This is a genomic window from Streptomyces sp. NPDC057963 (genome assembly GCF_042887155.1).
Classification (GTDB): domain Bacteria; phylum Actinomycetota; class Actinomycetes; order Streptomycetales; family Streptomycetaceae; genus Streptomyces.
The window spans coordinates 435972-453010 of the sequence record NZ_JBHVPX010000001.1 but is presented as its reverse complement, the minus strand read 5'-3'; the positions used below and the strand labels follow the sequence as shown (position 1 = coordinate 453010).

15 protein-coding genes are annotated in these 17039 nt (G+C 72.1%); 8 read left to right on the top strand and 7 right to left on the bottom strand.

Annotation, left to right across the window (positions count from 1 at the left end):
• Window positions 1-102 precede the first annotated feature (102 nt).
• Window positions 103-996 (top strand): alpha/beta fold hydrolase, encoded by an 894-nt coding sequence (locus tag ACFVT1_RS02125; protein WP_389791658.1) that lies wholly within the window; start codon window positions 103-105, stop codon window positions 994-996.
• Between the two features lie 126 nt (window positions 997-1122).
• Here ACFVT1_RS02125 and ACFVT1_RS02120 read toward each other — a convergent pair whose 3' ends face one another.
• From ACFVT1_RS02120 to ACFVT1_RS02110, 3 genes are read right to left on the bottom strand one after another with little or no spacing between them, the layout of a single operon-like run.
• Window positions 1123-2775, bottom strand: coding sequence for a transporter (locus ACFVT1_RS02120; RefSeq protein WP_389791656.1), 1653 nt, complete (start codon window positions 2773-2775; stop codon window positions 1123-1125).
• Window positions 2772-3611, bottom strand: a complete 840-nt coding sequence (locus ACFVT1_RS02115) for an ABC transporter ATP-binding protein (protein WP_389791654.1) — start codon at window positions 3609-3611, stop codon at window positions 2772-2774. The genes ACFVT1_RS02120 and ACFVT1_RS02115 overlap by 4 nt, the downstream gene beginning before the upstream one ends.
• 55 nt (window positions 3612-3666) lie before the next feature.
• Window positions 3667-4386, bottom strand: coding sequence for a bifunctional DNA primase/polymerase (locus ACFVT1_RS02110; RefSeq protein ID WP_389791652.1), 720 nt, complete (start codon window positions 4384-4386; stop codon window positions 3667-3669).
• A 268-nt stretch (window positions 4387-4654) separates the two neighbouring features.
• Here ACFVT1_RS02110 and ACFVT1_RS02105 point away from each other — a divergent pair, with 268 nt between their 5' ends.
• Together ACFVT1_RS02105 and ACFVT1_RS02100 are read left to right on the top strand one after the other, a co-directional pair.
• Window positions 4655-6037 (top strand): transcriptional regulator, encoded by a 1383-nt coding sequence (locus ACFVT1_RS02105; protein WP_389791650.1) that lies wholly within the window; start codon window positions 4655-4657, stop codon window positions 6035-6037.
• A 174-nt stretch (window positions 6038-6211) separates the two neighbouring features.
• Entirely contained in the window at window positions 6212-7660 is a 1449-nt protein-coding gene (locus ACFVT1_RS02100; RefSeq protein ID WP_389791649.1) for a hypothetical protein, read from the top strand.
• A 96-nt stretch (window positions 7661-7756) separates the two neighbouring features.
• Here ACFVT1_RS02100 and ACFVT1_RS02095 read toward each other — a convergent pair whose 3' ends face one another.
• Entirely contained in the window at window positions 7757-9046 is a 1290-nt protein-coding gene (locus tag ACFVT1_RS02095; protein ID WP_389791647.1) for an ABC transporter substrate-binding protein, read from the bottom strand.
• A 183-nt stretch (window positions 9047-9229) separates the two neighbouring features.
• Between ACFVT1_RS02095 and ACFVT1_RS02090 the strand changes: the two genes are divergently transcribed.
• A complete protein-coding gene (locus tag ACFVT1_RS02090) occupies window positions 9230-9667 on the top strand; it encodes a hypothetical protein (protein ID WP_362195509.1) in 438 nt (145 codons plus the stop codon).
• A gap of 28 nt (window positions 9668-9695) precedes the next feature.
• Complete coding sequence (gene purU / locus ACFVT1_RS02085; protein ID WP_389791645.1) at window positions 9696-10574, top strand: formyltetrahydrofolate deformylase; 879 nt, start codon at window positions 9696-9698, stop codon at window positions 10572-10574.
• A gap of 124 nt (window positions 10575-10698) precedes the next feature.
• Here the strand turns inward: purU and ACFVT1_RS02080 are convergent, their stop codons facing one another.
• Together ACFVT1_RS02080 and ACFVT1_RS02075 are read right to left on the bottom strand one after the other, a co-directional pair.
• Window positions 10699-12084 carry a zf-HC2 domain-containing protein gene (locus ACFVT1_RS02080; protein ID WP_389791643.1) on the bottom strand — a complete coding sequence of 462 codons (1386 nt, stop codon included), beginning with the start codon at window positions 12082-12084 and terminating at the stop codon, window positions 10699-10701.
• Window positions 12081-12710 carry an RNA polymerase sigma factor gene (locus ACFVT1_RS02075; protein WP_389791641.1) on the bottom strand — a complete coding sequence of 210 codons (630 nt, stop codon included), beginning with the start codon at window positions 12708-12710 and terminating at the stop codon, window positions 12081-12083. Before ACFVT1_RS02075 ends, ACFVT1_RS02080 begins: the two co-directional genes overlap by 4 nt.
• A gap of 279 nt (window positions 12711-12989) precedes the next feature.
• On the opposite strand from ACFVT1_RS02075, the gene ACFVT1_RS02070 reads away from it, so the two are divergent.
• Together ACFVT1_RS02070 and ACFVT1_RS02065 are read left to right on the top strand one after the other, a co-directional pair.
• Window positions 12990-13364 carry an STAS domain-containing protein gene (locus ACFVT1_RS02070; protein WP_389791639.1) on the top strand — a complete coding sequence of 125 codons (375 nt, stop codon included), beginning with the start codon at window positions 12990-12992 and terminating at the stop codon, window positions 13362-13364.
• 104 nt (window positions 13365-13468) lie between these two features.
• Window positions 13469-13990 (top strand): EF-hand domain-containing protein, encoded by a 522-nt coding sequence (locus tag ACFVT1_RS02065; protein WP_389791637.1) that lies wholly within the window; start codon window positions 13469-13471, stop codon window positions 13988-13990.
• Between the two features lie 154 nt (window positions 13991-14144).
• Here the strand turns inward: ACFVT1_RS02065 and ACFVT1_RS02060 are convergent, their stop codons facing one another.
• The gene (locus tag ACFVT1_RS02060; protein WP_389791635.1) at window positions 14145-15689 is read right to left on the bottom strand and encodes a class I adenylate-forming enzyme family protein; all 1545 of its coding nucleotides are present in this window, start codon (window positions 15687-15689) and stop codon (window positions 14145-14147) included.
• A 150-nt stretch (window positions 15690-15839) separates the two neighbouring features.
• Here ACFVT1_RS02060 and ACFVT1_RS02055 point away from each other — a divergent pair, with 150 nt between their 5' ends.
• Window positions 15840-17033, top strand: coding sequence for an amidohydrolase family protein (locus tag ACFVT1_RS02055; RefSeq protein ID WP_389791634.1), 1194 nt, complete (start codon window positions 15840-15842; stop codon window positions 17031-17033).
• The last annotated feature ends 6 nt before the right edge of the window (window positions 17034-17039 follow it).

The window sequence follows — 17039 nt, the reverse complement described above, 5'->3', positions numbered from 1 at the left end:
CCGGTTTTCGAATAAAGGTTCGATAGTCTGGCGTGGTGCGACCACGCGGGGATCGAGCGGGATCAAGCGGTGATCGAGAACCAGAAGGGGGTGCCAGAACATATGGTGCGGCGCATCGATGTGACCGGGACCGACGGCGTACGCCTCGCGGCCTGGGAGTTCGCCGACCCGCCCAAAGGGCGCACGGAGGGCGAACGCGCCCCCGGGATCTTATTGCTCCACGGCCTGATGGGCCGGGCCGCGCACTGGGCCTCGACCACCCGCTGGCTCGCCGAGCGGCACCGCGCCGTCGGCCTCGACCAGCGCGGGCACGGCCGCAGCGAGAAGCCGGCCGAGGGCCCCTACACCCGTGAGGCGTACGTCGCCGACGCCGAGGCGGCGATCGAACAGCTCGACCTCGCCCCCGTCACCCTCGTCGGACACTCGATGGGAGCGCTCACCGCCTGGCAGCTCGCCGCGAAGCGCCCCGATCTCGTCCGGGCGCTGGTCATCTGCGACATGCGGGCCTCCGCGCTCGGCGCGGCCTCGCAGCGGGAGTGGGAGGACTGGTTCACGTCCTGGCCGGTGCCGTTCGCGACGCTCTCCGACGTACGGAAGTGGTTCGGCGAGGACGACCCCTGGGTGGAGCGGCCCAACCCGGCCCGGGGCGAGTTCTTCGCCGAGGTGATGGCCGAGCGGGCCGACGGCTGGCGCCCCGTCTTCTCCCGCCGCCAGATGCTCCGGTCCCGCGCGACCTGGGTGTTCGACGCGCACTGGGAGGAGCTGGCGCAGGTCCGGTGCCCGACCCTGGTGCTCCGCGGTCTCGACGGCGAGCTGGGCCGGGCGGAGGCCCAGGAGATGGTCCGCGTACTGCCGCGCGGGCAGTACGCGGAGGTGGCCGACGCCGGTCATCTCGTCCACTACGACCAGCCGGAGGGCTGGCGCGCGGCGGTCGAACCCTTCCTGGAGCAGTTCGCCGAGGACCCCCAGGGGTACCGCGAGCCCGTATCCCCGTAGGAAGCCGCCTCCCCACGGGACCCGCCTCCCCATGAGGAGGGGATGGCCGCACGGAGGGCGGGCCTCACGGGCCGTACGGGGGCGGGCCCGCGGGCCCCGCTCTCCTCAGCCCTTGCCGGCCGAGGCTCAGCCCTTGCTGACCGCGGCCAGGATCTCCGGGAGCCGGCTCGCCGTCCGGGGAGCGGCGAGCCGCAGCCCCGCCCAGGTGATCAGCGCCCCGTACCCGGTCCCGGCGGGCAGCAGCAGCCACAGCCACTGCTCCAGATCGGCGACGTGCAGCCAGATCGTCACCGCGATCACGGGCGCGCAGAGCACCGCCGCCGAGACCATGCCGCCGAAGATCGAGATCCAGGCGAGCCCGGCCTGCCCCGGTGCCACGTTCTTGAACGCCCCGTCCTGCGGGATCGAGTACGGGAAGTTCGCCGACGCCACCGCACCCGTCGCCAGCATCGCGCCCAGCAGGGCGAACGAAAGCCCCATGACCCCCGGCAGCGCACCCCAGTCGCCGAGCACCGCCGCCGTCACCACCGTCACCAGGGCCGTGTACGGCAGGGTGATCAGCAGCAGCGCCAGGGCCCGCGCCCGCAGTTCGAGGTAGGCGTCCCGGGTGGAGGAGATCGTCAGCGCCACCATCCAGAACGCGGAGGTGTCCTGGCCGAACTGGTTGTACATCTGGATGCCGAGCATTCCGGCAGCGAAGCAGGCGAAGTACATCGAGCCGGTGCCCTGCAGCGCGTTGATGATCGGCACGATCAGCCCGATCGCCAGCGCCGTGACCCAGGCGGCCTTGGTCTTCGGGTCGCGTGCGATGTACCGCAGACTGCGCTCCATCACCGGTCCGGTACGCCCCGAGGGCAGCAGCGCGGAGAGCCTGGAGCCGCTCGCACCGGACTTCTCGCGGCCCGGACCGGCGGGAGCGAGGGTCGAGCCGTCCGGGGCCGTCATCAGCTTCACCAGACTCCGCTGCCACAGCCACAGCAGCGCGAACAGCGCCGCCGCGGCCAGCAACAGCTGTCCGGCGGCCTGCCCGTAGGAGCCCCGCGAGGCCGAGTCCACGGCCCCGATCGCCGAGGCGGGCGGCAGCCAGCGCACCACGTCCGCGGCCGGCTCGAGCGCGGCGAGGCCGCCCGCCTGACCGAGCCGCTGCGCACCGAAGTTGACGACCTGGAAGCCCACCGCGATCACGAGCCCGCTCAGTACCGCGAGATCGCGGCCCTTGCGCGACGTCAGCAGCCGGGTGTTGGCCGTGGCCACGGCACGTGTCAGCGCCACGCACAGGAGCAGCGTGAGCGGCGCGGCCACCACGGCGAACACCGCCCCCACCGCCCCGTGCGCCACCGCGGCCACCGAACCGGCCGCCAGGCAGAGCGTGAACAGCGGACCGATCCCGACGAGCGACGCCGCCAGCAGCGCCGAGATCAGCGGGCGCGGCCGCAGCGGCAGCATCACCAGGCGGCTCGGGTCGAGGGTCTCGTCACCGCTGGGGAAGAACAGCGGCATCACGGCCCAGCCCACCGCCAGCACCCCGGTCAGCAGGACGACGAGGGCGGCGACATGGGCGTGCCCGCGCAGCGCGATCAGCCCGATCAGCTGGATCGCGGCGATCAGCAGGGCGCAGACGATGGAGGTGATGTAGGCGGCCCGGCGGCCGGCCGACTGCCGCAGCCCGTTGCGCAGCAGGGTCAGTTTGAGCCGTACGAAGACGGGGACGAGCCCCTCGGCGCCGCTCGTGGCGCCCCGGCCGGTGGCGGTGCCCACGGGGGTGTCGAGCACGCTCATCGGTCGCCGCCCAGCCAGTCCAGGGAGTCGCCGGTGGTCCGGGAGCCCGCGCCGACGAGTTCGAGGAAGGCGTTCTGCAGCGAGGACGCCTCGCCGCGCACCTCGGCCAAGGTGCCCTGGGCCCGGATCGTGCCGGCGGCCATGACGGCCACCCAGTCGCAGAGGGACTCCACCAGCTCCATCACATGGCTGGAGAAGACGACGGTCGCCCCGGAGCGGGTGTAGCGCTCAAGGACCTCGCGGATGGTCTGCGCCGACACCGGGTCGACGCCCTCGAACGGCTCGTCGAGGAAGAGCACTTCGGGGTTGTGCAGCAGCGCCGCCGCGAGCCCGATCTTCTTCCGCATGCCGGTCGAGTAGTCGACGACCAGCTTGTGCTGGGCGCCCGCCAGGCCGAGCACGTCGAGGAGCTGGGTGGCCCGCTTGTCCACCTCGGTGCCCGGCAGCCCGCGCAACCGGCCGGTGTACGCGAGGAGTTCGCGTCCCGAGAGGCGTTCGAAGAGCCGCAGCCCCTCGGGGAGCACGCCGATCCTGGACTTCACCTCGACCGGGTCGCGCCACACGTCGTGGCCGCTGATCTCGACCAGCCCGTGGTCGGGGCGGAGCAGCCCGGTGACCATCGACAGCGTGGTGGTCTTGCCCGCGCCGTTGGGGCCCACCAGACCGATGAACTTGCCTGCGGGCAGCTCCAGATCGATCCCTGCGACCGCGGTCTGTTCCCCGAACCGCTTCCACAGCCCCTGCACGCGAACGGCGGGCGGCGCCGTGGGCGCTCCGCCCGCCTCTCCCGCTGCCTCCGCCCGTGCGGATCTGTCTTCTTCTGTCCGGTCCTGCATGATGAGTTGCCTTTCGATGTCCCCGTATATGGGGACCACCCTACGAAAGAGTGCGCTACGAAAGGCGGGCCCGTGCGTCGGCCGCGTCCCGCGCGCAGGCGTAGGCGAGCGGACTGATGAGCTCCGCCGCCTCCGGCAGCCACCGGTTGGCGTGGGTGGGCCGGCGGGCCCACTGGACCACTCCGCGCCCGCCGACCCGGGTCGGCGGCCCGGTCACGTAGTGGCCGCCACCGCGGCCGACGAGGTCGAGCGCGGCGGCCCGCCAGCCCAACTTCCTTACGAGCTCGTCCACCTGGGCCGCCGCGCCGGGCAGGACGAAGAAGTACATCCGCCGGTCGGGGGTGCGGGTGACGGGTCCGAGCGGCAGGCCCATCCGCTCCATCCGGGCCAGTGCCAGGAATCCGGCGGACTCCGGTACCTCGATCGCGTCGAAGGTGCGGCCGGTGGGCAGCAGGATCGACGCCGTCGGGTGTTCGGACCACATCCGGCGGGCCGCCGCACCGCTGCCGGTCGCCCGGCCCGCCCAGTCGGGTCCGGCGGGATGGGCGCCGGGGGAGGCGCAGCCGGCGTCCTCGCACGAGCACCGCTCGGTGCCCTCCGCGGCCTCCAGCCAGGTGCCGGGGCACACGTCCCAGTGCCGCTCCTCCGCGTACCGCACCGCGGCGTCGAGCAGTTGCTCGCCCCGCTGCTGGGGGATCTGCGCGGCGTTCCCGACCCCGATGCGCTCTTCGACTCCGATGGGCTCTTCCACGTCCAGCACAACTGCCCCCACCACCCCGGGTTACGGGCGCGGCGGGCGCGGCCACGGCGTACCGGTCCGGCATGCGGGGCGCATGGATGCATGGGCGGGGGCGCGCGTGAGGCGGTGCCCGGCAGGGCGGGTAGCCAGTTACGGGCACCTCTGGAACGGTCGGCCTCTGTCATATGCCGACACGAATGACAAGGAACACGACGGACGTGACGATCACGATGAATGTGCGCATTTTCCATGGAATTGCCGGGCAGTGATCCGCTCATCGATCACTGCGGCCTCAGGGGGAAACATGGCAGCCAGGCCTCTCGTCGCCCGCCAGCCGAACGAACGGCTCCAGGCGCTCATTCAGGAAGCCGGATGTTCCAACGCCGGCCTTGCCCGGCGCGTCAACATGGTCGGCGCGGAACGCGGGCTCGATCTGCGGTACGACAAGACCTCCGTGGCCCGCTGGCTGCGCGGACAGCAACCACGCGGCAGGGCACCGGGAATCATCGCCGAGGCGCTCGGCCGCAAGCTCGGCCGTACGGTCACGATCGACGAGATCGGCATGGCCAACGGCAAGAACCTGTCGTCCGGCGTCGGCCTGCAGTTCGCCCCGACCGTGATCGGCGCGATCGAGCAGGTCTGCGAGCTGTGGCGCAGCGACGTCGGCCGCCGCGACTTCCTGTCCGGTTCGACGGTCGCCTCCTCGGCGCTGGTCGAACCCAGCCGCGACTGGCTGATCACCGGCGCCGACCCGCAGGTGGCACGGTCCGCCGGGGCCCGCGTCGGGGTGTCGGACGTGGCGGCGGTACGGGCGATGACGACCGCGCTCGTCGACCTCGACCACCGGTTCGGCAGCGGACATGTGCGGCCGGTCCTGGTGCACTACCTGAACAGCGTGGTCTCCGGGCTGCTCTCGGGGGCGTACCGCGAATCGGTCGGCCGGCAGCTCTTCGCGGCGGTCGCCCGGCTCACCGAACTCGCCGGGTACATGGCGGTCGACACGGGCCAGCCGGGCCTCGCGCAGCGCTACTACATCCAGGCGCTGCGGCTGGCCCAGGCGGCGGGCGACCGGGCGTACGGGGGCTACGTCCTGGCCGCGTCGATGAGCCATCTCGCCGCGCAGCTGGGCAACCCGCGCGAGATCGCCCAGCTGGCACGGGCCGCGCAGGAAGGTGCGCGCGGGCGGGTCACCCCGAGGGCGGAGGCGATGTTCTACGCGGCGGAGGCCCGCGGACACGCCCTGCTCGGCGACGCCCGCACCTGCCAGGCGGTGACGGGCCGGGCGCTGTCGGCCATGGAGCACGCCGAACCGGACACCGGGGACGACCCCGACTGGATCGCCCACTTCGACCACGCGTATCTCGCCGACGAGCTGGCGCACTGCCATCGCGACCTCGGGCAGGCGGAGGCGGCCGCGCGCCGGGCCAAGGAGTCCCTGGACGGCCACCCGGAGTCCCGGGCCCGCCGGCGCGGCATCGGCCTGGTCCTCCTCGCCACGGCCCAGGTCCAGCTGCGCGAGGTGGAGCAGGCCTGTCACACGGGCACGCGGGCGATGGAGCTGCTGGGGTCGGTGCGCTCCAGCCGGGGCGCGGAGTACCTGGAGGATCTGCAGCAGCGACTGGTGCCCTACGGGGACGAGACGGCGGTGCGGGAGTTCGGGGCGCGGCTGGAGCTCCAGGCGGCGTGACGGAGGGCGGATCGGGGGCACCGCGCCCGAGGAGCCCCTTAACAGCGTCTTGAGAGCGCTGGGTGTTACAGCTCGTGTGAAGGGGTGGTGAGTGGCAGCACGCGCTTGGCGAACGGCGGCAGCCACCCGATAGCGTGAGCCGACGATTCCGTAGGTTGACACGTAGGAGTCCCGGTGACGCAGAGCGGACAGGGTGACGAGCAGCAGCTCCCTGCTGTACGGCCCGCGCACGAAGGTGTCGTGCTGCCCGCGGGTGGCGGTGAGCCCTGGATACCAGGGGGGCCCGTGGATCAGGCCGCCCCGGCGGGCGGCCAGCCGTGGGGGCAGCCCTGGGGACCGCAGGCGGCACACCAGGATGCTTTGTCGCAGCCACCGGCGCATGCTCAGGGGCAGGGGGCGTACGGGCAGGGTGGTCAGCAGTACGGGCAGGGACAGCCGGCGCAGGCGTACGGGCAGCCCCAGGCCCAGCCGTTGCCTCCCGTACAGCCCCAGCAGCCCCAGCAGCCGTACGCGCAGCCGCTGCCGCCCGAGACCGTGCCCGGCATGGGCATGGGCATGGGTATGGGTATGGGCGGGGAGGCGGAGGCCACGCAGTACATCGCGCCGGTGCCCGCCGGACCCGGGCCGGGCGGGCTGCCGCCGGAGAGCCCCGCCCAGGCCACCCAGTTCCTCGGGCACGGAGCGCCGCAGCCGCAGGCGTACCACCAGCCGCAGCAGCCGCCCGTGCACGGGGGCGACGCCGAAGCGACCCAGTACATCCCGCCCGTCCCCGGCGGCACTCCGTACGGCATCAGGCCCGGGGCCCCCGGTGACCGGCAGCCCCCCGCCGAGTTCGACAACCTGTTCCGCAACCAGGAGCCCTCGGGCGCCACCCAGCAGATGCCCCGGTTCGACCCGGGGCCGCAGCACCAGGGGGCCCATCAGCCTCCGCAGGCCCCGCAGCCGCCGTACCAGCCTGTGGACGACGAGCCGCAGGGGCGGGCCGGGCAGCGCAAGAGGCCGCACGTCACGCTCATCGCGGCGGTCGTCGCCGGCTGCGCGGTCGTCGGCCTCGGCGCGGGTGCGCTGCTGAGCGGCGGCGACGACAAGGGCGAGGACAACAAGCAGCCGGTGGCGGCCGCGAGTTCATCCGGTGAGCAGCCCTCCACGAAGACCGCGGCCGATCCGGCGAAGTCGCAGGCCGACGCGCTCGACAAGCTGCTGGCGGACAGCAACAACAGCCGTGCCGCGGTCATCGGGGCCGTCGAGAAGACCAAGAGCTGCACGGACCTGGACCAGGCCGTGACCGATCTGAAGGGCGCGGCCCAGCAGCGCCGTGATCTGGTGACCCGGCTCCAGGGGCTGAGCGTCGACAAGCTGCCGGACCACGACGGGCTGACCGCCTCCCTCACCAGGGCATGGAAGGCGTCCGCCGCCGCCGACGAGCACTACGCCGCGTGGGCCGGCCAGGCCAAGAACGGCAAGAAGGTCTGCAAGCACGGCAAGGCCCGTACGACCAATGAGACGCAGCAGGCCACCGTGCAGAGCGGTGAGGCGAGCAAGGCGAAGAAGGAGGCGGCGGGGCTCTGGAACGCGATCGCGTCGAAGTACGGGCTGACGCGGCGGGCGGCGACCGAGCTCTGAGGGCCGGGCCCCTCCGGTGACCGGGGGCGGGGGCCCGGGGGCGGAGCCCCCTGGTACCTCAGCCCTTCGCGTTCGCCTCAGCTCTTCGCCCTCGCCTCAGCCCTTCGCGCTTGCGTCCGACAGCGTCTTCGTGACGTCCACGAAGCCCTTCTTGTCCGCGACGAGCCGCCCGTTCCGCACCACCTGGAACGTCACCTTGGTGTTCACGACGCGCGGGTACGCGGACGAGCCGAGCATGTCCTTGAAGCGCCAGCTCAGCACCGGCGTGAGACCGCCGGTGTCGGCCGGGGTGCCGTGGCTGAGGGCGGAGGCGAGTTTCCTTGCGGTGATCTGCGGGGCGTCGATCGCCTTCACGAGTTCGTTCAGCACGGTGTACGCGATCCAGGTGGTCTGGACGCCGGTGTCCTCCGGGTCGATCCGGTTGTCGCCGAAGGCGTGCTTGCGGATCACCTCCCGCATCCGGTCCCAGCGGGCGTCGCCCGAGTCCGGGTACCAGCCGGTGAGATACGCCCCCTCGAACGGGCTGTTCCGGCCGCCGGTGCTGTCGATCAGCGGCTGTCCGACGCTGCCGAGGACGGACGAGATCCGCACCCGCCCGGACGTCGGCCCGAGCCGCCGGAAGGAGTCGAAGAACGTCCCCGTACGGTCGCCGAGTACGGCCGTCACACAGCCGTCGCTCGTCCCCGCAGCGTCGAGCGCCCGTCCGGCGGGCTCGTCGTACGAAGTCGCCGACTCCGCCGCCCGGATGTCGACGGGCTCGGGCCGGCCGGCCTCGGTGAGCCCGGTCTTGAGAAGCCAGGACTGGCCGTCGCCCGCCAGGGTGTCGGGCCGTACCACGGACACCCGTTCGCACGTGCGGGCGAGCTGGCGGGCGTTGCCCGCGAGGAGTGCCGCCTGGCCGCCGTTGACGGGGTAGGAGGTGTAGCTGGTGAACTCCTCGTCGGAGGCTCCGTAGCCGCCGATGTAGGGGATTCCGGCGTTCTCCAGCGGCGGCATGAACGACGACCCGTGCCGGCTGTACGAGCCGACGACCGCCACCGCCTTCTCCTTGACGGCCAGCCGGGCGCAGTTCCCCGCGCCGGTCGAGGTGTCCGACTCGTCGCAGGTGACGACGCGCAGTTCGTGACCGCCGAGCCCGCCGCTGGTGTTGACCCAGCGGGCGTACGTACGCGCCATGGCGGTCATGCCCGACATGTCCACCGTGTTGGCGTTGTCCGGTGTCGCCGCGCCGCCGGGGGCCCACGTCACCACGGTGAGGGGCTCCCTGGAGTCCCCCGAGGCCCCAGGGAGCGCACCGCAGCCGGCAACCAGCAAGGCCCCGACCGCCGCCGTACTCGTGAGGAACGCGTAGGGGCGGGGGGAGGTGGGGCGTCGCCGTCCGGTCATGGACCCGAACATTTCCGCCCGCGGGGTAACGCCGCAGTGTGCTCCGCACAACGCTCGGTGACATCCGGGTGAATTGCGGGGGCCTGTGCGGGGAGCCGGAAAGGGAACGTACGATCGACAACCGTGCAGCAAGGTTCGGAGAACACTTCCCGTCGCGGCCGTCGCTCCTCCACCATGGGCGGCATGCCGCTGAATGACATGCCTTGGTGGCGCTGGCGCAGCAACGTGCGCTCGGCGCTGCACATGCTCTCCGACCCCGTCTTCCACCACGAGTGCTGGCTGGCCGGCCGGGAAGGGTACGGCGACGTCACCGACGCCGTGTACCGCCTGGTCGAGGACACCTGGCTGGACAACTGGTCCGCCGAGAAGTACGTCGGGACGATCTTCCGCGACTCCGACGAGGCCGCTCTCGTCGACGTCGCCGTGCTGCGGGTGCTGCGCATCATGCACCAGGTCGGCGCGGACGCCCCCGTCTCGGCGTATCTGGAGCACCATGGCTGGCCGGAGGCCGTACGGGCCGCCCGCGAGGCCCACGTGCTGCTCGCCGCCAACGACGGCGAGGACCCGGACACCCCGCCGCGCTCCCTCGACGTGCTCCGCATTCTGACCAGTTCGGCCTGATACCGGCCCGATGTGGCACGCTACGGGGATGACCGCGCCGCAGCCTGCCGAGACCGCACCGGAGCAGTACGTCCTCACCCTCTCCTGCCCGGACAGGAAGGGCATCGTGCATGCCGTGTCGAGCTATCTCTTCATGACCGGCTGCAACATCGAGGACAGCCAGCAGTTCGGCGACCACGACACGGGCCTGTTCTTCATGCGTGTCCACTTCTCGGCGGACAGCCCGGTGACCTTGGAGAAACTGCGGGCCAGCTTCGCCGCGGTCGGCGACTCCTTCCGGATGGACTGGCAGATCCACCGCTCCTCGGACCGGATGCGGGTCGTGCTGATGGTCAGCAAGTTCGGCCACTGCCTCAACGACCTGCTGTTCCGCTCCCGGATCGGGGCGCTGCCGATCGAGATCGCCGCCGTCGTCTCCAACCACACGGACTTCGCGGAGCTCGTCGCCTCGTACGACGTCCCCTTCCGGCACATCCCGGTGACCAAGGAGAACAAGGCCGCCGCGGAGGCGGAGCTGCTGGAGCTGGTCCGCGAGGAGAGGGTCGAGCTGGTCGTCCTCGCCCGCTACATGCAGGTCCTCTCCGACGATCTCTGCAAGCAGCTGAGCGGCCGGATCATCAACATCCACCACTCCTTCCTGCCGAGCTTCAAGGGCGCGAAGCCGTACCACCAGGCGCACGCCCGCGGGGTGAAGCTGATCGGTGCGACGGCGCACTATGTGACGGCGGACCTCGACGAGGGGCCGATCATCGAGCAGGAGGTCGAGCGGGTGGGCCACGGGGTCACGCCGGACCAGCTGGTCGCCCTCGGCCGCGATGTGGAGTGCCAGGCGCTGGCGCGCGCGGTGAAGTGGCATGCGGAACGCCGCATCCTGCTCAACGGCCGCCGTACGGTGATCTTCGCCTAGGACTTCGCCGGACTTCGCCCGGGTTCAGGCGCGGGTTCACGTCCGAGTCCTGACCCGGGAACACGCCCGGGTTCAAGCCCGGTTCTTCGTCCGGGTTCAGGCCCCGGGGAGCCGGGCCCCGCTGCTACAACCGGCTCAGGGACGCCGCCGCGAACAGCACGTCGCGGATCGCCTCGCGGTCGCCCTCCTGACCGGCCGCGGCTTCCACCGGAGGCACGTGCCCGGCCACCAGCCGGCAGAACTCGACGCCGTCCAGCGCGACCTGCGCCACCGTGTGCGCGGCCGAGCCGAGCGCCGCGGGGGAGTCCAGCGGGATGTACCAGTCGCCGCCGCCCGTGCCCTCGACCTCCAGGTGCAGCGAACGGCCCGGTGAACCGGCCGTCACCAGATGGCGGGCCGGCCCGGCCAGCCCCGATCTGCGGCGTTCGGCGAGGGCGGCCGGGATGAGCCGGGCCGCCAGGTCGACCATCCGGTTGAGATGGGCGGCGGACGGGGCCTCGTACGGGTAGTCCACCGCATGGGCGATGTCACCGCCGTGCACCCAGCACTCGAAGGCCCGGTCCAGCAGGGCGTCGTGCATCGGAAGGGCGAAGTCGCCGTACGAGACGGAGAGTTCGGCGACGCCGCGGCCGGCGAAGGACACGGTGCGGATGAGGGTGTGGCTCTGCTCGCGCCACGGCTCACGGATCGCGCGGGTGGGCGGTCGCCGGGACGCGGACCAGTACTTCTCCGTCCGCGCGGTGGGTGGGAGCGGCCAGTCGTCACCCCGGCCCGTGGTGCCGTCGCCGAGCGGAACGTCGAGGCCGAGGGCGGCGGCGACCAGCCCGTCGACGGCCATGAGATGGCCGATGACACCCGCGACCGTCGTCCTGCGGCCGGCCTCCTGCTCGCCCTCGAACCACTTCAGCCGCAACGGGGCGTGCCACTCCGAGCCGCCGATGTCGCGCAGCAGCGCGTCGAGCCGCGCGGTCTCCGCGTCGTACGGCGCGGCCCAGTCCGGCACCGGGATCTTGGCCGGGCGGCGGCTCAGACAGGTGTCGATCACCCGGGAACGCAGCGTCGGATCGAGGTCCAGGCTGCGGTCGGTCTGGAGCAGCCCGACCGCGTCGCGCAGCCGGAGGGCCTCGTCGGCGCAGGCGGCGCACTCGGTCAGATGCGCCTCGACGGCCCCGGTCTCCTCCGCCGAGCAGGCGGCCAGCGCCCAGGCACCGAGGAGGGCCTTGAGGACACGGTGGGGAAGCACCGGGGCCGGTGCGGCGGACGGGTCCGATGGGGCCGGTGGTGCCACGGCAGATTCCGGTTCCGGTGTCGTCGGTCGCGAGGTCGGCTGCGGCTCCTCGGGCGGGAGCAAGAGCGGGGGCAGGGTCGGGGGCACGGGCGGCGGCAGGGGAACGCCGCCGAGGTCGAAGTCGTCCGCGGCGGCCCGCGGTCCCGGTATGCGCCGTGCGCCCCGCACTTCGTCGCCGCGTCCGCCGCCCTCGGGCCCGCCGGTGTCGTCGTCACCGGTCACAGGGGCCGTCCGTATCCGGGCGGCGACGACCCCTCCAGCGGGCGGGTGTGCGCGGTGGAGAGCAGCTGGAGGCCGAGCCGCAGCCGACGGCGGGCCTCGTCCTCGGTGACTCCGAGGTCGGCCGCCGTCTGCCGGTAGTCCCGGCGCTGGACGTACGCCAGCTCCAGCGCGGCCCGCAACGGGGCGGGCATGGACGCGACGATGTAGTCGGCGCGGGCGGCGGCCGTGGCCCGGCGCACCCGCTCCTCCAGCTCGGCCGGGGAGCCGGCTGCGGATCCGCCGCCCGTCCTGCCCGTCCCGTCCGTCCTGCCCGTCCCGTCCATGCCGTTCCGGAGGCCGTCCGCCTCCTCACGCAGCCGCCGCACGGACTGGCGGTGCGTGAGCCGGGCCACCCAGGAGCGCATCGAGCCCTGCTTCGGGTCGTACGCGTCGGGGTTCTCCCACACGTAACCGAAGACCTCGCGGGTGACCAGGTCGGCGGCGGTCTCGTCGTCGAGCATGCGGTGGGCCTGGCTGTGCACGAGCGAGGCGAACCGGTCGTAGAGCTCGCCGAGAGCAGCCGCCTCACCGCGTGCCAGCCGCTGCTGCATCTTGCGGTCCCAGCGGGGTGGTGCGTTTCTCGCCATGCGACCCCCAGCCCTGTTCCCCTCGTCACATCGAATGTAGTCGGCGGCGCTGAGCATGCACGCCTCTTTGCGGCAAGTACGCCCCTCGAGAGGCCCGGGATGATAGGGAATGCGTCAGCCGTGGATGGCGGAATCGGACCTGAAGTGATCATTTCATCCCGAACCCGGCTGTGTGCTGTCGAGCGGCGCGGTGTTTCATGGGTCTGCGGCTGGGGCAGCCGCGAGAAGGAACGGAAACTTCCGGATCGTCGGAATCCCCGGAACGAGAGGCCCAGTCCCGTGACACTGAAAGTGGCCGAGACCGTGCAGGGCGAGTGGACGGTGCTGCGGATACGCGGCGAACTGGATCTGGCGTCGTCGCCCGCCGTGCGCCATTGCGTCCACGAGGCGGTCGCCGTCGGCCGCCACGACGTGGTGCTCGACCTCTCCGAGGTCCTGTTCTGCGATTCCAGCGGTGTCGGCGTACTGATCGCCGCCCGCCGTCTGATGCGCTCCTGCGGGGGCCGGCTGCGGCTGATCCTCCCGGCCCGGGGCGCGGTGGAGGGCTCTCACGTCAACCGGGTGCTCGCCGCGCTCGGGGTACGCCGTCTCTTCGACGTCTACCCCGACCGGTACGCGGCCGTCGACGACGAGGCCCAGCCGCTCTCGGCGTGAGCAGCGGTGACGGGAATGACGGGAGTGGCGACGAGGACCGGGTCGTCACGTCGGTGGTGCGCGTAAGTGATACGCGGCGCCGGTCGGCGTCGTACGCTCCCCGCATGGACAGCGCAGAGTATGAGCGCAAGATCGCCTTCCGTTTCGCCGCCTTCGACCAGGACGGCAACGGATACATCGATCGCGCGGATTTCAGTGCCGCCGCGGCCCGTCTGCTCACCGAATTCGGTACGACGGCCCGCTGCGACAAGGGCCAGGCGCTCTACACCGGGGCCGAGGCCCTCTGGCAGGGCATGGCGGGCATCGCGGACGTCGACGGTGACCAGCGCGTCACCCGTGCGGAGTTCGTGGGCGGGGCCGTGAAACGGCTGCGCGACAACCCGGAGCGGTTCGCGGAGATCGCCCGTCCGTTCCTGCGGGCCGCGATCGCCGTGGCGGACCCGGACAACGAGGGCGCGGCCTCCGTGCCCGCCGTGGAGCGGGCGCTCCGGGTGCTGGGCGCGGCTCCGGAGACGGCGGCGTTCGCGGCGGGGAGCCTGGACGCGGACCACGACGGCAGGATCGTCGAGGACGAGGCGGTGGCGGCGTTCGCCGCCTACTTCACGGTGATCGCCCCGGACGTGTAGGAGCACGGTGCGCCCCGGGCACGGGCGTGTGGGACCCACGCGCCCGTGCCCGGGGCTCCTGCTGTTCGGGCCCCGTGCCGGGACGGGTTCCGTGCCGGGACGGATTCCGCGACCGGGCCCGTCCCTCGCGTGAGGACGGCGCCGGGCCTCCCTGTCAGGAGAACTGCTCCCGCAACCGGTACTTCAGTACCTTCCGCAGCGCCTCGTTGCGGGGCAGCGCCGCCACCACCTCCAGCTGTTCCGGCAGCTTGTGCACGGAGAGCCCCTCCGCCCGCAGATAGCCCGTGATGTCCGGCAGCGTCAGCGGGGCCGCCCCCGCCGGCTGTTCCACGACCGCGCAGACGCGTTCGCCGCGCTCCGGGTCCGGGAGCCCGATCACCGCCGCGTCGCCGACGCCCGGGTGCCGGTGCAGGAGGTCCTCTATCTCCTTGGCGGAGATGTTCTCGCCCTTGCGGATGATGATGTCCTTCAGCCGCCCGGTGAGCACCAGGTGCCCGCTCGCCTCCACACGGCCGACATCGCCGGTGATCAGGAACCCGTCCGCGTCGAAGGCCGCCGCCGAGGCCACCGGGTCCAGATAGCCCTCGCAGACGGCCTCGCCGCGCAGCCGGACCTCGCCGTCGGTGCCGTACGGCAGCGGTTCGCCGTCCTCGTCGGTGATCCGTATCTCCATCCCCCCGGGCGGGCGCCCCTCCGTCCCGGCGAGGTGTTCGGCCGTGTCGTCGGGGGCGCCCATCGTGATCATGGGGACCTCGGTCATGCCGTACCCGTGGGTGAGCTGGACGCCCATCTCCCGTACCACCGCGTGGTAGATCTCCGGCGGCTTGGGCGCCCCGCCGCCCGCCAGCAGCCGCAGGGTGGGGATCAGCCTGCGGCCGGGGTCCGCGCGCTGCTCGGTCAGGAACATCGAGTAGAACGCCGTGGACCCGCCCGCGACCGTCACGCCGTGGCGCCGGTAGTCCGCCAGCGCGTCCGGCAGGGCGAAGTGCTCGAACAGGACCGCGGGGAACCCGTACAGCAGCAGCATCACCGCGTAGTCCGGCCCGCCGACATGGGCGAACGGGAAGGCCATCGAACCGATGTCGTCCGCCGACAGCCGCAGCGCGTGGGCCAGGCAGGAGCCGCCCGCGATCAGGCTGCGGTCGGTGTGGAGGACGCCTTTCGGGTCGGAGGTGGTGCCCGAGGTCCAGTAGATCCAGCGCACCGCCGTCCCGTCGGCGGGCGGTGGCGGCAGCACGGACGGATCGCCGTCCGGCAGCGACTCGTACGCCTCGAAGACCAGCGGCGGAGGTTCCGCGGCTGCCGCCAGGCGGTGCGCCATCGCCGTGTGGTCGAAGCCGCGCCAGGTGCCCGGTACGGCGAAGAAGCCGGCCTTCGACGCGCGCAGCGCGAACCCCGCCTCGCGGTCCCGGTAGTACGGGATGACGGGCGACTGCACGGCCCCGATCCGGGTCAGCGCGAACGACAGCAGCACCGTCTCGATCCGGGTCGGCAGCTGCCAGGCGACGACGCCGCCGGGGCGCACCCCCATCTCCCACAGCCCGGCCGCCACCCGCTCGCCCCGGACGCGCAGTTCGCCGAAGGTCAGCGTGCGGTCGTCCTGGATCAGGAACGGACGGTCCGGCGTCAGGGCGGCCCGGCCCTCGACGAGCTCCCAGAAGGTGCCCGATGCGCTCAGCGCGTGTGCGGTCTCGTTCACGGCGAACCCCTCACAGCTGACGGGTAGTCAGATAGTGCGGAGAGCGTAGAGCGCTGCGCCTTGTCGGTCCAGGGGTGCGGGGCTAGCCTGAGTGCCGAACCGAATCTGACGAACCATCAGATCAGTGGAGTGCGCGCCGGAGGGGACACCATGACGGAACTGCCTCGGATCGTCAGCGTCGACGACCATGTGATCGAGCCGCCGCACCTCTTCTCGACCTGGCTGCCCGCCAAGTACCGCGAACGCGGCCCGCAGCCGCTCACCGCGGGCATCGGGGAGCTGGCGTACACGGGGGGCAAGTACGTCATCACGATGGACCCGGACGGGCCGCCCACCGACTGGTGGATCTACGAGGACCTGAAATTCCCGTACAAGCGGAACATCGCCGCCGTCGGCTTCGACCGCGACGACATGACGCTGGAGGGGATCACCCGGGCCGAGATGCGGCCCGGCTGCTGGGATCCGGCCGAGCGCCTGAAGGACATGGACCTCAACCATGTCGAGGCGAGCCTCTGCTTCCCCACCTTCCCGCGCTTCTGCGGACAGACCTTCGCCGAGGCCCACGACAAGGAAGTGGCCCTCGCCTGCGTGCGCGCCTACAACGACTGGATGGTGGAGGAGTGGTGCGGCGGCAGCGGCGGCCGGCTCATCCCGCTCTGCATCATCCCGCTCTGGGACATCGGCCTGGCGGTGGCGGAGATCGAACGGAACGCGGCGCGCGGGGTGCGCGCGGTGACCTTCTCCGAGATCCCCACCCACCTCGGCCTGCCGTCGATCCACACCGGCTACTGGGACCCGTTCTTCGCGGCCTGCCAGGCGACCGGAACGGTCGTCAACATGCACATCGGGTCCAGCTCGCAGATGCCCGCCGCCTCGCCGGACGCCCCGCCCGCCGTACAGGCCAGCCTCTCGTTCAACAACGCCATGGCCTCGATGATGGACTTCCTGTTCAGCGGCGTCCTGGTCAAGCACCCCCGGCTGAAGCTCGCCTACAGCGAGGGCCAGATGGGCTGGATCCCGTACGCCCTGGAACGCGCCGACGACGTGTGGGAGGAGCACCGGGCCTGGGGCGGGGTGCGCGGCCTGATCCCCGAGCCGCCGTCCACGTACTACTACCGGCAGATCTTCTGCTGCTTCTTCCGCGACAAGCACGGGGTCGCCTCGCTCGACGTCGTCGGACGGGACAACGCCACCTTCGAGACCGACTACCCGCACGTCGACTCGACCTTCCCGCACACCAAGGAGGTCGCGCTCGACCACGTCAAGGGACTGGACGACGAGACCGTCTACAAACTGATGCGCGGAAACGCGATCCGGATGCTCGGTCTCGACCTCGACAAGTAGGAGTCC